Source organism: Mesorhizobium sp. CNPSo 4684, assembly GCF_057784315.1.
In genome coordinates, this window is the sequence record NZ_JBWLUX010000004.1 from 137,197 (window position 1) to 151,574 (window position 14,378).

10 protein-coding genes are annotated in these 14,378 nt (G+C 64.0%); 6 read left to right on the forward strand and 4 right to left on the reverse strand.

Going from position 1 to position 14,378, the window contains the following annotated elements; genetic code table 11:
• The first annotated feature begins 103 nt into the window (after positions 1-103).
• Positions 104-997, forward strand: coding sequence for a LysR substrate-binding domain-containing protein (locus tag AC04SG_RS04985; protein WP_488550143.1), 894 nt, complete (start codon positions 104-106; stop codon positions 995-997).
• Between the two features lie 5 nt (positions 998-1,002).
• Here AC04SG_RS04985 and AC04SG_RS04990 read toward each other — a convergent pair whose 3' ends face one another.
• The 4 genes from AC04SG_RS04990 to AC04SG_RS05005 form a co-directional block, all read right to left on the reverse strand.
• The gene (locus AC04SG_RS04990; RefSeq protein WP_488550144.1) at positions 1,003-2,259 is read right to left on the reverse strand and encodes an Hsp70 family protein; all 1,257 of its coding nucleotides are present in this window, start codon (positions 2,257-2,259) and stop codon (positions 1,003-1,005) included.
• 176 nt (positions 2,260-2,435) lie between these two features.
• Positions 2,436-3,227, reverse strand: coding sequence for a TIGR02186 family protein (locus tag AC04SG_RS04995; RefSeq protein WP_488550145.1), 792 nt, complete (start codon positions 3,225-3,227; stop codon positions 2,436-2,438).
• Entirely contained in the window at positions 3,227-4,150 is a 924-nt protein-coding gene (locus tag AC04SG_RS05000; RefSeq protein ID WP_023669608.1) for a sulfite exporter TauE/SafE family protein, read from the reverse strand. Before AC04SG_RS05000 ends, AC04SG_RS04995 begins: the two co-directional genes overlap by 1 nt.
• A gap of 193 nt (positions 4,151-4,343) precedes the next feature.
• Positions 4,344-8,291, reverse strand: coding sequence for a peptidoglycan-binding protein (locus AC04SG_RS05005; RefSeq protein WP_488550146.1), 3,948 nt, complete (start codon positions 8,289-8,291; stop codon positions 4,344-4,346).
• A gap of 484 nt (positions 8,292-8,775) precedes the next feature.
• Here AC04SG_RS05005 and AC04SG_RS05010 point away from each other — a divergent pair, with 484 nt between their 5' ends.
• From AC04SG_RS05010 to AC04SG_RS05030, 5 genes are all read left to right on the forward strand, one after another.
• On the forward strand, positions 8,776-9,234 hold the full coding sequence (locus tag AC04SG_RS05010; protein ID WP_488550233.1) for a MerR family transcriptional regulator: 459 nt from the start codon (positions 8,776-8,778) through the stop codon (positions 9,232-9,234).
• A gap of 275 nt (positions 9,235-9,509) precedes the next feature.
• On the forward strand, positions 9,510-11,300 hold the full coding sequence (locus AC04SG_RS05015) for an acyl-CoA dehydrogenase (RefSeq protein WP_488550147.1): 1,791 nt from the start codon (positions 9,510-9,512) through the stop codon (positions 11,298-11,300).
• A gap of 233 nt (positions 11,301-11,533) precedes the next feature.
• Positions 11,534-12,703, forward strand: a complete 1,170-nt coding sequence (locus AC04SG_RS05020) for an acyl-CoA dehydrogenase family protein (protein WP_488550148.1) — start codon at positions 11,534-11,536, stop codon at positions 12,701-12,703.
• 10 nt (positions 12,704-12,713) lie between these two features.
• Complete coding sequence (locus AC04SG_RS05025) at positions 12,714-13,115, forward strand: DUF4259 domain-containing protein (RefSeq protein ID WP_112560504.1); 402 nt, start codon at positions 12,714-12,716, stop codon at positions 13,113-13,115.
• Positions 13,116-13,149: 34 nt separating this feature from the next.
• A complete protein-coding gene (locus AC04SG_RS05030) occupies positions 13,150-14,358 on the forward strand; it encodes an acetyl-CoA C-acetyltransferase (protein ID WP_488550149.1) in 1,209 nt (402 codons plus the stop codon).
• Positions 14,359-14,378: the final 20 nt, after the last annotated feature.

A 14,378-nucleotide genomic window follows, 5' to 3' on the forward strand; every position in this document is an offset into this window, starting at 1 on the left:
GGCGAATTTCTTCTAACTTCGGTTGAAAAAGTAGAATAAAGCTATCGATCTGTCTAATCAGTTGTTCTTGTAAATTCGATCGAAATTGGTTCTTAATGCGCGCATGACCCTCGACCAATTGCGCATTTTCGTCGCCGTCGCCGAACGCGGCCACATGACCAAGGCGGCAGAGCTTTTGGGCATCTCCCAGTCGGCTGCGTCGGCGGCCATCCGTGCCCTCGAGGAGCAGCACGGCGTACATCTGTTCAACCGGGTCGGCCGCAACATCGAGCTGGCGCAGACCGGCCACCGCTTCCTGCCTGAGGCCAAGGCGGTGCTGGAGCGCGCCGCCTCCGCCCGCAATGTGCTGGAACATGTCTCGCAGACAGTCGCCGGCAGTCTTTCGATCGCCGCCAGCCTGACCATCGCCAGCTACTGGCTGCCGCGCCGGCTGGCCTCATTCCATGAAGCCTACCCGGCGGTGCGCTTAAGCGTCAGCATCGGCAACACCAGGCAGGTGGAGGCCAACGTGCTGGATGGCACCGCCGATCTCGGCCTGGTCGAGGGACGCACCGAATCCGATATCCTGCGCCGCACCAAGGTTGACGTCGACAGACTGATGCTGGTCGTCGCCGCCTCGCATCCCGAGATCGTCGAAATCGCGCCAGGCCGCCCTGATATCAGGGGTTTGCGCTGGATCATCCGCGAGGGTGGTTCCGGCACGCGCGAGGTGCTGGAGGATCTGGCCCGCCGCGAAGGGATTTCGCTCGCCGATCTGCAGATATTTTTGGTGCTGCCAAGCAACGAGGCGGTTCGCCAGGCGGTCGAGGCCGGCGCCGGCGCCACCATCATTTCCGACCTCGTCGTCGGGCGCGCCGTGGCCGAGGGCAGCCTCCGGTCGGTGCCGCTCGAACTGCCGAAGCGCGACTTCGCCATGATCACCCATCGCGATCGCCAGGCGAGCCTGGCGCAGATGGCGCTCAAAGCGCATCTCAGCGCCTCTGCAGACCACGGTTAAGGCGATTAGCTGAACTTGCGCTGCGCATCCAACGCCAGGCCAAGGCCGACCGAGCCGAACATGTCGCCCTCGATCACGGCTGCCTGTGGCACAAGCGACAGGATTTCTCGCCGCGCCAGCGGGATCGCGGTCGAGCCGCCGGTGAGGAACACGGCGGTGATATCGGACGCTTTCACGACGGCGTCGGCGATCGTCTGCCGCACCGTCGCCGACACCCGTTCGATGTCGGCGGCAATCGTCTCTTCCAGACCGGTCCGCGTAATTTCGGCGGCAAAATGCACGTCGGGCAGCGCCACCGTCACATCGGCCGAAGCCTGATCCGTCAGCGCGATCTTGGCCCGCTCGACTAGGCCGGCGAGCGCATGGCCGTAGCGATGCTCGACAATGTGGATGAAGCGCTCGACCAGGTCGGCGCGACTGGCCTCGAAGCGGATCTGCCTGAGGTCCGTCATCGCCTTGGCGGTGTAGACCAGGTTGATGCGCTGCCACGTCGCCAGGTCGATGAAGTAGCTCGCCGGCAGGTTGCGCTTGCCGTCTTTCGTCGGCGAGAGATAGCCGAGCTTGGGCATGACATGGGCGATGCTGAGCAGCCGGTCGAAATCGGTGCCGCCGATGTGGACGCCGCGGTTGGCCAGGATATCGTCCTTGCGGTCGCCTGAGCGGGCGCGCTGCGGCGAAACCCGCACGATCGAGAAGTCGGACGTGCCGCCACCCATGTCGACGATCAGCGCCAGCTCCTCACGTGCCACACCCTGTTCGTAATCGAGTGCAGCGGCGATCGGTTCGAACTGGAAGGCGATGTGCTTGAAGCCTTGCGCGCGCGCTGCCTTTTCAAGCTCGCCCTGCGCCTTGGCATCGGCTTCCGCATCATCGTCGACGAACTGCACGGGCCGGCCGAGTACGACGCTCTCCACGGGAGCGCCGGCATCTTCCTCGAGCCGCTTCTTGAGATGGCCGACGAACATGCCGACAATGTCGATGAAGCCGATCTGGCGCGCCTTGATGCGCGTCTTCTCATGCGCCAGCGAACTGCCGAGCACGCTCTTCAGCGACCGCATCAGCCGCCCTTCGATGGCGTCGGTGTAGTCGGCGATGGCGCGGCGGCCGAAATAGGTGTGGCCGTCCTCGAAGTTGAAGAACACCGCACTTGGCAATGTCGGCCGCTCCCCTTCCAGCGCCACCAGTCGTGCCTGGCCGTTCCGGATTACGCCCACCGTAGAATTGGACGTGCCGAAATCGATGCCGCCAAATGCCTGATGCATTGCAGCCTCCTGTCATTGGGTCGCGGTGGCCGGCGCTGAAAAGCACTGTCATCCGGATGTCCGGACCGCTTGCCGAATTGATTGTGCGTAATTGCCCGAGGGTTGGGAGGCGGCGATCTATCGCATAAACGCGGAAAGGGGAACCCTGTTTTTCCGGTAAAATGAGCTTCTGGACGTCAATCCTTGCGGAAGATCAGCCTGCCCAGCCAGCCGGTGATCATGGCCAGCGACACGGCGAAGACGCCATAAAGGAAGGAATAATCGTGCGCGACGCGGAAGATCGACTGTTCGAAACCCGACTTGCGGATTTCGAGCTGGGCCGAGCTTTCCTTGAGGAACAGGCCGCTCTTGAACAGGAACGCGCGGGCTTTATGCGTTCCAACCGGGACATTCGGCGCCAGCCGCACCGTGGCGCGGAACAGGTTCTGCGACAGGAATTGCACGCCACCGACATTCTCGCTGTACAGGCCGGTCGCCCCCTTGCGCTCGCGCAGCGCCGTGGTGAATTCCTCGATCGTCGCCGGGCTGTCGGTGGCGTCGGCCGGCTGCATGTAAAGGTTGGAGGCGCCAAGCGATAGCTGCCTGTAGCTGTTGGGTTCGGTGATGTCCTGCAGCGGCCGCGTCGTGGCGACGGAATAAGACACCGGCACGTTTTCGAAAGTTTCGGATTCCAGATTGACCCAGACGCCGAGCACCCGGTCCTTGCGGCGCACCACCACCGGCCGCGGCGGCCCTTCCAGCACGACGATGACGTCATAGCGCCCCTGCCGCGCGACCAGCGGATCGGGGTTTTCCAGCGAACCGAAAATGGTCAGGTCGGCGCCGGAAAAACCGGCGGTGATCGACACGGCGTCGGTGGAGAGACCGATCTGGATGCCTTCCGGCAGCGGGTTCGGCGCCTGTGCTGTCGCCGGCAGGGCGAGACCGAAAACCAAAGCGGCGGCCGAAAAAATCCTCCATCCCCGCATCAGTTCAGGCCTGCCGCGGTCAGCGAATAGAGGTTTGGCGGCGTGACGAAGAGATCGATGGCCAGCCGGATCGCGACCGCCAGCACCAGCAGCGCCAGCAGCGCCCTGAGCTGTTCGCCGCGCAGCTTCTGGCCTGCCTTGGCGCCATATTGCGCGCCGGCGACGCCGCCCGCCATCAGCAGGAAGGCAAGCATGACGTCGACAGTCTGGTTGGTGGTGGCGTGCACCAGCGTGGTGTAGGCCGAGGTGAAGATGATCTGGAACAGCGAAGTGCCGATAACGACGTTGGTCGGCACTTTCAGCAGGTAGATCAGCGCCGGCACCATGATGAAGCCGCCGCCGACACCCATGATCGACGACAGGAAGCCGATACCCGCGCCGAGCCCCAGCACCGGAATGACACTGACGAACAGTTTCGAGGCCCTGAAGCGCATCTTCAGCGGCAGCCGGTGGATCCAGTTGTGCTGGCCGGATTTCTTCAACACCGGCGCAGCGCCGCTGCGCGTGGCGCGCAGCGCATTGACGCTTTCGACCAGCATCAGCCCGCCGACCGTGCCGAGCAGCACGACGTAGAGCAGCGAAATGAACAAATCGAGCTGGCCGAGCCGACGCAGGAAGGCAAAGACGAAGATACCGCCGGTCGAGCCGACAATGCCGCCGGCCAGCAGCACCCCGCCGAGCTTGAAGTCGAGCGTCCCGCGCTTCATGTGCGACAGTGCGCCGGAGAAGGAGGAGGCGATGACCTGGTTGGCGCCGGTGGCGACCGCGATGGCCGGCGGGATGTTGTAGAAGATCAGGAGCGGCGTGATCAGAAAACCGCCGCCGACCCCGAACATGCCCGACAAGAAACCCACCGCCGCGCCCATCGCCAGCAGGACGAAGACGTTGACGGAAATTTCCGCGATCGGGAGATAGATGCCCACCCGTCAGTCTCGATCAGTTTGCCTGTCGGCGATTGCAGCCATTCGCGAGCATTGTCGCACCGAAAAGCCAATTTTTCCTTGCGCCGACGGGGCAGTCGGGTCAAACCCCGCCGCCCTGCCGAAACAAAAAACATCTCAATCAGTTAACAGGCAAATGTGTGGCAAGGGCGTCGCGATAGCGACGCATCTGCCGTTATTTGTGCGCCAGCAGCGCCTTCACCAGCTTTTCGTCGATTTCGCCGGTCGCCTGCATCTTGTTGTCGGTCTGGAAAGCCATGATCGCGGTCTTGGTCTTGCCGCCCATCACGCCATCGGCGCCGCCGGCATCGTAGCCGTTTTTGTTGAGGATGAGCTGGATGTTCTTGACCGCCTTCTTCATGTCGACGCTGGCGGTCGTCTGCGGCGTGCCTTCCTGCCAGGACTCCGGGATGTCGGCCGAGTTGGACGCCGGGTCGAGCGGCTTCGGCTTCCACAGTTCGGTGGCGGCGCGCGCCCGCTCGAGCTGTTCGGGCCGCAGCGCACTGGCGACTTCGTCGCGCTTGGCCTCCGCATCCTTGTCGCCAGTCTTGGCGACGAGTGCGAACCATTTGTAGGATTCCTCCAGGCTCTGCTTCATGCCGACGCCCTTGGCCGCCAGGATGCCGAGATTGAACTGGCTGTCCTTGACGCCGACATCGGCCGCCGCCTGGAACCAGTGCGCGGCCGATTCATTGTCGGTCACGCCGTCCGCGGCCATGGCAAAGAGCACGGCGAGGTTGTGCATGGCGCTGGCGTTACCTTGCGCGGCGGCGAGCTGGTAGAAGGTCTTTGCCTTCTTGATGTCGCGCGTGACGCCGATGCCCTTTTCGTAGAAATTGCCGATGCGGTACTCGGCTGGCGCGAAGCCGAGTTCGGCCGACTTTTCGTACCATTTGGCGGCTGCCGCCATGTCTTCTTTAACGCCGCGCGATTCGGCATAGCGCGAACCGAGCTCGAACAGCGCCTTGGCGTCGCCGCCGGCGGCCGCGTCGCGCAAGGCTTGCGGGCCGGCATCGGCCGGAACGTCGATCTTGGCGACGACAGGCGTTGCCGCGGTGTCAGCGGGCGGAACGGCGCCGGTCGTATCCGATGCCGATGGCGCCACGACAGCGGCCGCAGGTTGCGCGTCAGCCGCCGGTTCCGCAGTGGCGGTCGTCGGCAATGTTGCGTCTGGCGCCGGGGCCGGATCGGCCGAAGCCATTGGTGCAGGCGTGGATTCGGCTGCCGGCACGTCAGGGCCAACAGAACTTGTCGAAGCAGCCTCGATCGGCGCGTCATCCTTGGCGGGCGGCTGCGATGGCTCCGCCTGCCTGACCATCCGGGCCGGTGCATCCTGCACGGTTGCCTGCGTGTCTGCCTTGGGTTGGCTGGGAGCGTTGACCGAGGCGGTCTCGACCGGCTGCGATGCCACAATCGGCGCGGTATCGTTGCTTGCGACCTCGACCGGGTCGGCGAAGAACGCCTTGCCCAGTTGCAGGCCGGCAAGCGCCAGCATGATCGCGATCGCTCCCATCAGGATCGGCTTGCGCCGCGCCTTGAGCAGGTCGCCGATCCGCAGCGCTTTCACCGGACCCTTCATGGTGGACTGGCGTTTCAGCGCGTCGGCCTCGGCGGCCGCGGCCTGCGCCGCGCGCCGGGCCGCGGCGATGAAGTCGGATTTCGACGCATCGCCGGTGCTTTGGCGCGCCGGCGGGCCGCGCTCATCGCGCACCCGCTTCATGATGGCGTTGAGATCGGGCGCGCCGGAGCCTGGCTCCAGCGGCCGGTTGGCGAACTTGGGGTCGAGTGGTTCATCGAGATCGACGCTCGGCATGTCGGCATTGGGCGCCGAACCGGCAAGCGGCGGCATGTCAGCCTGCTTCTTGCCCCTGAAGGCGCGCGCCAATCCGCCGAACAGCGATTTCTTGGCCGTGCCTTCGCCTTTCTCGGCAATCGCATCGGAACCGAGCGCCGCCTGCGCGGCGGCCGCGGCAGCCTCGGCCGGCGAGCGGCGTACCGGCTCGCTGCGCATGTCAGGTTCGGCGCGCATATCGGGTTCGTTGCGCATGATCGCGGCGGCCCGGCCGTCGAGGTCGGCCATGTCTCCGGTCAGTGGCTGCGGCTGGTCGATGTCCATCGACGGCGCGTCCTGCACTGCGATCTTGGAGGCGCGGGCAGCGCGGGCCCGCCGTGCCGGCTCGGCCGGCGTGTCCAGAAGTTCGCTCACCGCCTCGACCGGTTCGCTGGTTTCCAGCGAGCCCAGGCGATCGACGATCTTGAGCAGCGTGTCGTGAATGGCCTCGAATGTCCGCGAATTGCGCTCGTCCGAACGGCGCGTCAGCGCTTCCAGCGTCTTCAGATCCTGGGCAAGGCCGGTGACGGCCGCGGTGTTGGCATTGGAATCGGCCAGCGAGCGCACGGCGCTCTCGGCCGCCTCGCGTGCCGCGCCCATGATGGACTCGCGGGTTCCGGCCAGCGACTTCTCGATCTCGTTGAGGCGCGGGCTGATGTCCTCGAATTCCGGCAGCGGCGTGCCGGGCTTCGACAGATGCGCCGACAGGCCGGAGACCTGCGCCTCGAGGCTGCGGATCAGCGCCGGATCGATGCCGGCGACCTGCGCGGCCGACGATTCCAGCCGGCTAGAAATGTCTTCGAGCCGGCTTTCCAGGCCGCGGATCGCCGCTTCGTTGGCAGGATCGGGAACACGCGTCTCCATGCGCTTGGCAAGCGCGGTGAAGCGTGCGTCGATGGCGTTCATGATTTCGGCGCTGTCGGCTTGCGGCTGGCGCTGGTCCAGGCGGTCGGCAACCTCGTCCAGCCGCCGCTCGAGGTCGCGAAACAGCATGTTGCCCTGTTCGATGGCATCACCTTGCCGGCGTTCCATCATGCCCGACAGCACGTCGAAGCGCTGTTCCAGGCCCTGGAAAATATAGTCGACGTCCGGCATGGCCGGGGCGCGGTCGATCTTGTCGGCAATCATCGCGATCTGGTTGCCGAGGCGCTCCATCGCCTGTTCCGGCAGATTGGCGCGGCCGGCGAGGTCGTCGACCCGGTTCGACAGCATGCTGAGACGGTCAAGAACCTCCCCGCTCGGACGGACCTGCACCACTTCCTCGATCTGCTGCGCCAGCGAGGCGATCCGCTTCTCGATGCGCTCGAAGGGCTCGGGGTCGAAGGAATTGGCCTGGGCGGCGACGGTCGAGGCGACGATGGCGCGCGTAATCTCGTCAAGCCGTTCGTCGATCAGGCCGAGCGTGTCGCCGCCGCGGTTGTTCTGCTGGCTGACGAAGTGGTCGACAGCGCCGGCAAGCGTGCGGACCTTTTCCTCCATTGAGCGCAGCGATAGCGATTCCGGCAGATTGTTGACGGCATTGCTGATCTGCTCGAGCCGATCGGTCAGGGCCGAAAATCCGGGGCCGTCCGCGCGGTTGCGCTGGTCGGCGTCCACGCGGTCCTCGAATGCGCTCCAGCGACGGTCGAAATCGTCCCAGCGGCGGTCGACCTTCAGCACGCTCTCTTCTCGCGCCAGCGTGTCGAGCGCGGTCTTTACCTGCTCGAGTTCGAGCCGCAGCATGTTGACGCTTCTGTCGTCGCTCTTTTCGGCCAGCGTCTGGATGGCGCCGGAAAGCCGCTCGAACTCGAGGCCGAGTTCGGCGCTGCCCTTGCCGGGCAAGCCGCCTGATTGGCTGCTCGCCTGGAACGCCCGTTCGATGTCTTTGCGCAGCGCGGCGAATTCGCGCTGCAGGCCGGCGGTCATCTGATGGCGCAATTCCTCGCGCAGGCCGCGCAATTCGCCGGCGATCTTGCCGACCACGGCGACGCTGTCTTCCTGGCCGCGCACACGGTCGATGTCGCGCGCAAGCCCCTGATAATTCTGGTCGAAGCCGGACGTCACAGGGCTTTTCGGCCGCGGCGCGGGCTGCGGATCCTCATACCAGCGCGGCGGGGCGTAGGGCTGGGCGCTGGCGTAGCGCGGCTCGACCGGTGGCCGGCGCGGATCGAAGCGCTCTCCCACGTCCTCGCGCTTGCGCTCCAGCCGCTGCTCCAGCGTTTCCAGCGAGCGGTTCAATTCATCAAGCGTGGTGTTCGGCCTACGCGGCCTGCCGGCATTGAGTGTATCGAGATAGGACCGCTTGCTGTTCATCGATGCGTCCGTTTTTCAGAATGGCCGGCTTGCTGCCAGTTTTCCCCAAAGTCCCTGTCGGGAACGAAGGCGGCCGTGCGGCTATGCTGCGGCGGAAGAACGAGCTTCCCGGGCCAGGCCCGCTCTCCGAAAAACCGTGAAAAATTCGCTACAGGATAAACACGGGTGACCGACATGCGCACATTTCACCCATCGTGGTAAACAAGGCGTTAACCAAGCTTAAGAAGTTACGGCATTGCTGAAATACAGGCGGCGCCCTTTCGGACCCGGCACCAGGGGTGCGGCATAAGGTTTCGCAATCCCAGAACGCCCTTGCGTCATGAGGCGGCTATCGATATAGAATTGACGTAAACGTAAGAGGGGCGCTGTTCGTGCCTTTTGCGATGAATTAGTTGAAACCCACGACTGGAAGCATGCCCCCGCTTCCACTCAGGCGCTGCACGGTCCGGGACCGCGACGCCACTACAGGGGAAAGCCAGTGACCATGAAACTTGTTTCGCCCGGCGAAGCCGCGGCCAACACCAACAATATGTCTGTCGAACCCGGCGAGGAACTCGTGCGCATCGGCGAGATGGCCAAGAAGTACGGCGTGACCCTGCGCACGCTGCGTTTCTATGAAGACAAGGGCCTGCTCAATCCGAAGCGCGACGGGGCAACGCGCCTCTACACGCGTCGCGACAAGGCGCGGCTGAAGCTGATCCTGCTCGGCCGCAAGGTCGGGTTCTCGCTGCGCGACGTCAAACAGATGATGGATCTCTACGATCCCACGGGATCCAACACCAAGCAGCTGCGGCTGGCTCTCGACAAGTCGGAGAAGCAGCTTGCCCGCCTGCAGAAGCAGCGCGCGCTGATCGAAGACGCGATCAACGAGCTGAGCGGCTCGATGTCGGCCGTGCGCCAGATGCTGTCCGAACGTTCAGCCCTGGCCAGCGCCGCCGGCTGATCTAGCTCCGCCGAGACGTTTGACAAGAGCCGCGCGGGACTGCCCGCGCGGCTCTTTTCGTTTGCCATCTTCGTCTGGTCAACCCAAGCACCGTGCTGGTGTCCGCTGAGCCGTGCCGATAGGCTGGCACAAGGAAATTTTGTCGCGGCAACAAAATTGACGTTTACGCAAACGTCAATTTTTGTTATCCCGCTTTCAACATTGGTCCGCATGCTGCCCGAGCTCGTTTTCGGGACCTGATCCCGCGACCAAGACCCGCATGGTGGAGGAAACACATGCCGATCTATAGGGCTCCGGTCCAGGACACGCTGTTCGTGCTCAATGAGGTGCTGGGCTACCAGCGCTATTCCAACCTTCCCGGATTTGCCGACGCGACGCCCGATGTGGTCGAGGCGATCCTCGCCGAGGGCGCCAAGCTCGCCGAAAACGTCATGCATCCCTTGAACCGTGTCGGTGACATGGAAGGCTGCGTGCGCCATGAAGACGGCTCGGTGACGACGCCGAAGGGCTTCAAGGAGGCCTACGACCAGTATCGCGAAGGCGGCTGGATGGGGCTGGCGGCACCGGTCGAGTTCGGCGGCCAGGGCCTGCCCTATGCCGTGCACACGGCGGTTGCCGAATATATGGTCTCGGCTAACATGGCGCTGATGATGTATCCCGGCCTGACCCAAGGGGCGATCGCCGCGATCATCACCCACGGCACCGACGAGCAGAAGGCGACATGGCTGCCGAAGCTGGTCGAGGGGGCCTGGACCGGCACCATGAACCTGACCGAGCCGCATTGCGGCACCGATCTTGGCCTGCTGCGCACCAAGGCGGTGCCGAACGGCAATGGCACCTACAAGATATCAGGCCAGAAGATCTTCATCTCGGCCGGCGAGCACGACATGTCGGACAACATCGTCCATCTCGTGCTGGCCCGCATCGAAGGCGCGCCGGCAGGCGTCAAGGGAATCTCGCTGTTCATCGTGCCGAAGCTCAAGCTCGATACGTCGGGCAATCCGGGCGAGAAGAACACGCTGTCCTGCGGCTCGATCGAGGAGAAGATGGGCATCCACGGCAATTCGACTTGCGTCATGAACTATGACGAGGCCGAGGGCACGTTGCTCGGCGAGGAGAATGGCGGCCTGAAGGCGATGTTCACGATGATGAACGAAGCCCGGCTCGGCGTCGGCCTGCAAGGGTTGTCGCTGTCGGAAATCGCCTACCAGAACGCGGTGTCCTACGCCAAGGACCGGCTGCAGGGCCGTTCGCTGTCAGGCGCCAAGGCGCCGGACAAGAAGGCTGACCCGATCATTGTCCACCCCGACATCCGCCGCTCGCTGATGACCATGAAGGCCTTCAACGAAGCCGGCCGCGCGCTGGCGCTGTGGACGGCGATCAAGTCCGACATCGCCCACCGCTCCGCCGACGACAAGGACCGCCAGGCCGCCGACGACTACACCGGCCTGTTGACGCCGGTGATCAAGGGCGTGCTCACCGACAAGGGTTTCGACCACGCCGTCATGGCGCAGCAGGTGTTCGGCGGCCACGGCTATATCGAAGAGCACGGCATGAGCCAGTTCGTGCGCGATGCGCGCATCGCCATGATCTATGAAGGCGCCAACGGCATCCAGGCGCTCGACCTCGTCGGCCGCAAGCTCGGCCTGAATGGCGGCCGCGCCGTGCAGGCCTTCTTCAAGGATGTAGGCGAGTTCTGCGAGGAGAACCGTGCCGACGAGAAGCTGGCGCCGTTCACCAAGGCGCTGAAGAAAGGCCTCAACGATCTGCAGGCGGCGACCATGTGGCTGCTGCAGAACGGCATGGCCAAGCCCGACAATGCCGGTGCTGCCTCGACCGACTACATGCATCTCTTCGGCCTGGTGGCGCTGGGCTACATGTGGGCGCAGATGGCCAAGGCCGCGCTAGGTAAGACCGGCGCCAACGGCTCGCAGCCCTTCTACGACAACAAGGTGGTGACGGCACGCTTCTTCATGGAACGGATCATGCCCGAGACGTCGGCGCATCTCGCCCGCATTTCCAGTGGTGCGGACACGCTAATGGCGCTGCCTGCGGAAGCGTTCTAAAAATGGCCAGCGTCCCCCTCCCCCTTGAGGGGAGGGTGGCCCGAAGGGCCGGGAGGGGTCCTGCGTGAAGTGCGCTGGCCTCCCATGGGAGCGCTGGCAGGAGGAAGATCGCAAATGCATTCGGTGCAAGTGTTGAAGAACAAGGTCGAGCACGTCATCAGCGACCCCACCCGGCCGCTTCGCGGCCACCCTCCCCTCGAGGGGGAGGGGGACGCCGGCGCGGGAGAAACGGCATGACAAATCCAGCCGAAGTGCTCTCTTTGCCGAAGCCCGCCTGGGCGGCGGACGAGGTCGGCATGCTCTACGACATGGCGCATCGCTTCATGTCGGAGGAGATCGCGCCGCGCTACGACGAGTTCGAGAAGAATGAGATGGTCGACCGCGAGAGCTGGCGCAAGGCGGGTGCCGCCGGCCTGCTCTGCGCTTCGATGCCGGAGGAGTATGGCGGCTCTGGCGGCACCTTCGCGCATGAGAGCGCCATCATCGAGGCGATTGGCCATGTCGGCGTCGACGGCTTCGGCATCGGCCTGCACAATGCGATCGTCGCCCCGTACATCCTGCATTACGGCTCGGAAGAGCAGAAGAAGAAATGGCTGCCGAAGCTGGCGACCGGCGAACTGATCGGCGCCATCGCCATGACCGAACCCGGCGCCGGCTCCGACCTGCAAGGCGTCAAGACGCGCGCCGAGAAGGACGGCAACCAGTACAAGATCAACGGCTCCAAGACCTTCATCACCAACGGCCAGCTCGCCAATTTCATCATCGTCGTCACCAAGACCGATCCGGCCAAGGGCGCCAAGGGCACGTCGCTGATCGTTGTAGAGACCGACGAGGTCGATGGCTTCGAGCGCGGCCGCAACCTCGACAAGATCGGCTTGAAGGCCAACGACACGTCGGAATTGTTCTTCAACGACACGCGCGTGCCTACCTCCAACCTGCTCGGTCATGAAGAGGGACAAGGCTTCATCCAGCTGATGCAGCAACTGCCGCAGGAACGCCTGCAGATCGGCACCGGCGCCATCGCCATGATCGAGCGCGCGCTGGCGTTGACCATCGACTACGTCAAGGAGCGCAAGGCCTTCGGTAAGGCGATCATCGAGTTCCAGAACACCCAGTTCAAGCTCGCCGAACTCAAGACCGAGGCCACCATCGGCCGCGTCTTCTACAATGATTGCGTCACCCGCCACATCAATGGCGGCCTCGACCCGGTCACCGCCTCGATGGCCAAATACTGGCTCTCGGACCTGCAGGGAAAAGTCGTCGACGAATGCCTTCAATTGCATGGCGGCTATGGCTACATGAATGAATATCCGATCGCCCGCATGTTCCGCGACGCCCGCGTCCAGCGCATCTACGGCGGCACCAACGAGATCATGAAATTGCTGATTGGCCGGAGCCTTTAGGATACCAATTATGGGCGCATGGGGTTTCAAAATTTTCGAAAACGATGACGCAGCCGATTTCGTCGCGGAATTTGAGAACAGTGGCGCCGTCGCCGTTGCAGGCGCGCTCGATGCGGCTTGCAACAATCCTGACTACATCGAGGCGCCGGATGGCTCGGTTGCGCTGGCCGCCGCCGCAATTGTCGCCGCAGCTAACGGGAAGTCCGAGTTCTTGTCGAAACCTGCAGAGACGGCGTTGCGAACTGTCTCGAACTGGCAAGCTTTGAGTGGATTGAAGGGCAAGGCAATCCAGGCAGTCGAATGTGTAAGCAGCCCTAACTCTGAACTCATGGAACTCTGGGCTGAAGCCGCTCCAGCCGATGCAGGCAATTTCAAGAACGAACTGAATCGCCTACGCGCGGCTTTGCGTTAGCCTTAGGCGGCACCAGAAGGAAGGAACCGAAAAAATGGCCGAAGCTTATGTCTATGACGCCGTGCGCACGCCGCGCGGCAAGGGCAAGAAAGATGGCTCGCTGCATGAAGTGCCGGCGGTGCGGCTCGCCGCCAGGACGCTTGAGGCGCTGCGCGACCGCAACGGGCTCGACACCGGCAATGTCGACGACATCATCTTCGGCTGCGTCGATCCGGTCGGCGAGGCCGGCTCGGTCATTCCGCGTGCCGCTGCCTTCGAGGCCGGCTACGACAACAGGGCTCCGGGCATGCAGATTTCGCGCTTCTGCGCTTCGGGTCTCGACGCCATCAACTTCGGCGCCGCCAAGATCGCACAGGGCGCCGACGAGATCGTCATTGCCGGCGGTGTCGAATCGATGTCGCGCGTCGGCATGGGCGCCTCGGGCGGAGCATGGTTCATGGATCCGTCAGTCGGTCTGCCCGGCTGGTTCGTGCCGCAAGGCATCTCGGCCGACCTGATCGCCACCAAGTATGGCTTTTCGCGCGACGACGTCGACGCCTATGCGGTCGAGAGCCAGAAGCGCGCCGGCAAGGCCTGGGCCGACGGCCGTTTCAAGAACTCGGTCATCCCGATCAAGGACCAGAACGGGCTCATCATCCTCGACCACGACGAGCATATGCGGCCGTCGACCGACATGCAGTCGCTGGCCTCGCTCAACCCGTCCTTCGTCATGCCTGGCGAAATGGGCGGCTTCGACGCGGTTGCCGTGCAGAAGCATCCGGAAGTCGAGGAAGTGAACCACGTCCACCATGCTGGCAATTCGTCCGGCATTGTCGATGGTGCGGCCGCCGTGCTGCTCGGCTCGAAGAAGGCCGGCAAGACCATGGGGCTCAAGCCGCGCGCCCGCATCCGCGCCTTCGCCAACATCGGCTCCGAGCCTGTGCTGATGCTGACCGGTCCCGTCGACGTCACCGAAAAGCTCCTGAAGCGCGCCAAGATGAAGCTGTCGGACATCGACCTGTTCGAGCTCAACGAGGCCTTCGCGTCGGTGGTACTGCGCTACATGCAGGCCTTCGACATTCCGCACGACAAGATCAACGTCAATGGCGGCGCCATTGCCATGGGCCATCCGCTCGGCGCCACCGGCGCGATGATCCTCGGCACGGTGCTCGACGAGCTGGAACGTCGCGACCTCAACACCGCTTTGGTGACGCTCTGTATCGGCGCCGGCATGGGCACCGCAACGATCATCGAACGCGTCTGATTTTCGGCCGGAAGGAGAGA

Excerpts from the sequence above, each read along its gene's own strand:
- AC04SG_RS04985 (WP_488550143.1), top strand. The coding sequence starts at position 104 with ATGACCCTCGACCAATTGCGCATTTTCGTCGCCGTCGCCGAACGCGGC.
- AC04SG_RS04990 (WP_488550144.1), bottom strand. The coding sequence starts at position 2,259 with ATGCATCAGGCATTTGGCGGCATCGATTTCGGCACGTCCAATTCTACG.
- AC04SG_RS04995 (WP_488550145.1), bottom strand. The coding sequence starts at position 3,227 with ATGCGGGGATGGAGGATTTTTTCGGCCGCCGCTTTGGTTTTCGGTCTC.
- AC04SG_RS05005 (WP_488550146.1), bottom strand. The coding sequence starts at position 8,291 with ATGAACAGCAAGCGGTCCTATCTCGATACACTCAATGCCGGCAGGCCG.
- AC04SG_RS05010 (WP_488550233.1), top strand. The coding sequence starts at position 8,776 with ATGAAACTTGTTTCGCCCGGCGAAGCCGCGGCCAACACCAACAATATG.
- AC04SG_RS05015 (WP_488550147.1), top strand. The coding sequence starts at position 9,510 with ATGCCGATCTATAGGGCTCCGGTCCAGGACACGCTGTTCGTGCTCAAT.
- AC04SG_RS05020 (WP_488550148.1), top strand. The coding sequence starts at position 11,534 with ATGACAAATCCAGCCGAAGTGCTCTCTTTGCCGAAGCCCGCCTGGGCG.
- AC04SG_RS05025 (WP_112560504.1), top strand. The coding sequence starts at position 12,714 with ATGGGCGCATGGGGTTTCAAAATTTTCGAAAACGATGACGCAGCCGAT.
- AC04SG_RS05030 (WP_488550149.1), top strand. The coding sequence starts at position 13,150 with ATGGCCGAAGCTTATGTCTATGACGCCGTGCGCACGCCGCGCGGCAAG.